This is a genomic window from Hyalangium versicolor (assembly GCF_020103695.1).
GTDB classification, from domain to species: domain Bacteria; phylum Myxococcota; class Myxococcia; order Myxococcales; family Myxococcaceae; genus Hyalangium; species Hyalangium versicolor.
The window spans coordinates 1-1,278 of record NZ_JAHXBF010000081.1 but is presented as its reverse complement, the minus strand read 5'-3'; the positions used below and the strand labels follow the sequence as shown (position 1 = coordinate 1,278).

2 protein-coding genes are annotated in these 1,278 nt (G+C 69.5%); both read left to right on the top strand.

Translation table 11 applies throughout. The annotated features are described in order from the left end of the window. On the top strand, positions 1–356 hold a 356-nt coding region (locus KY501_RS52810), incomplete at its 5' end, for a hypothetical protein (protein ID WP_224373247.1). Positions 357–470: 114 nt separating this feature from the next. Beyond that, a partial coding sequence (locus KY501_RS52805; RefSeq protein ID WP_224373246.1) for a hypothetical protein occupies positions 471–1,278 on the top strand: 808 nt, incomplete at its 3' end.

Genomic DNA, 1,278 nt, shown 5'->3' with positions numbered 1-1,278 from the left:
GGACCACGGCGGAGTGCATCCTCGGCAACGCGGCGACCGCAGACGGAACCGTGGGCCAGCTCTCCGTGATCAACACCTCGTTCGGGAGCTGCGCCGGCGGCGTCATCAACGTGAACGGCCCGATGTACCTCTTCTTCCAAGACACGGGCTCTGGGAGCAGCGGCTCCACTCCTGGATATGCACTCCTGGCCTCCGAGGGCGCGCGCATCCGCCTGAGCTCCGTCACGGCGACGACGGGCACTCTGGGGGACCTGGTTCTCGACGAGCCCTCATCAGCAACGTCGCTGAGTGCACTGCGGGCCCTGTCACCCAAGCGCATCACCAACACGGCAGGCTCGGTCATCTTCGAGCGCTGACTCCGCGAGGACCTTATGAGCCACCCCACCCAGGCACGCCTCAGGATCTCCAACAGGGCATCGCCGCGGCAGAAGGCTGCACCAGCACGAGCTCGCCGTAGCACCTGCGCTCGTGTGCCGGTGTGCCTGCTGGAGGCGCTCAGGGCTGGCGCCCGGGTAGAGATTTCCCAGCACCGCGAGAAGTGGGCTGTAACGGTCGACGGCGAGGTGCTGGCGCGACGGGCCCGCCGTGAGAAGGCAGAGGAGTTGCTCGAGGCCGCTAAGAGCGAAGTGGCGGCAGCGGCCGCTGCCTCCCTCGCACCCCATGCTCCTGCGGCCGCGGCCCAGCGGACCGTCGTGATCACCCCGCAGCGGCCCCAGGGCGAAGCCGCGCTCTACACTGTGGTCGAGGCCTCGCAGCTGGTCCCCAGCCACCGGACGACCGACTTCCAGCCAGACCCGCTGTACCCGGCGGGAGTCCAAGAGCGCTCCTACCACTCGGACCAAAGCGAGCGGCTCAAGGTGACGCAGGGGGCGCAGCAGCTCCGCCCGGAGTTTCTGCTGGCGCGCACCCCGAGCCCGCTGGACGGCCCGCCCCTTGTGACGGAGCCTCCCTCGCCGATCGTCCTCGGGGGCAACGGCCGGACGATGATGGTGCTCCTGGCATACGAGCGGTTCCCGGACCAGGCCAAGGCATACCGCGCCGCCCTCTTTGACGCCGCGGGGGACTTCGGCCTCTCGAGCCGGGACATCGCGCGGATGAAGGCGCCGATCCTCGTGCGCCAGGTTGAGGGGCTGTCTCGGAGTTCCCCCCGTGAGGAGCTCGCCGCAGCAGTGCGCCGCTTCAACGAGGGCCTCACCCAGAAGATGGACCCGACCACCGCAGCGGTTGCCCAAGCGCGGGCGCTCACACCTGACAGCGTGCGCGCGTTGGGCAGACTGC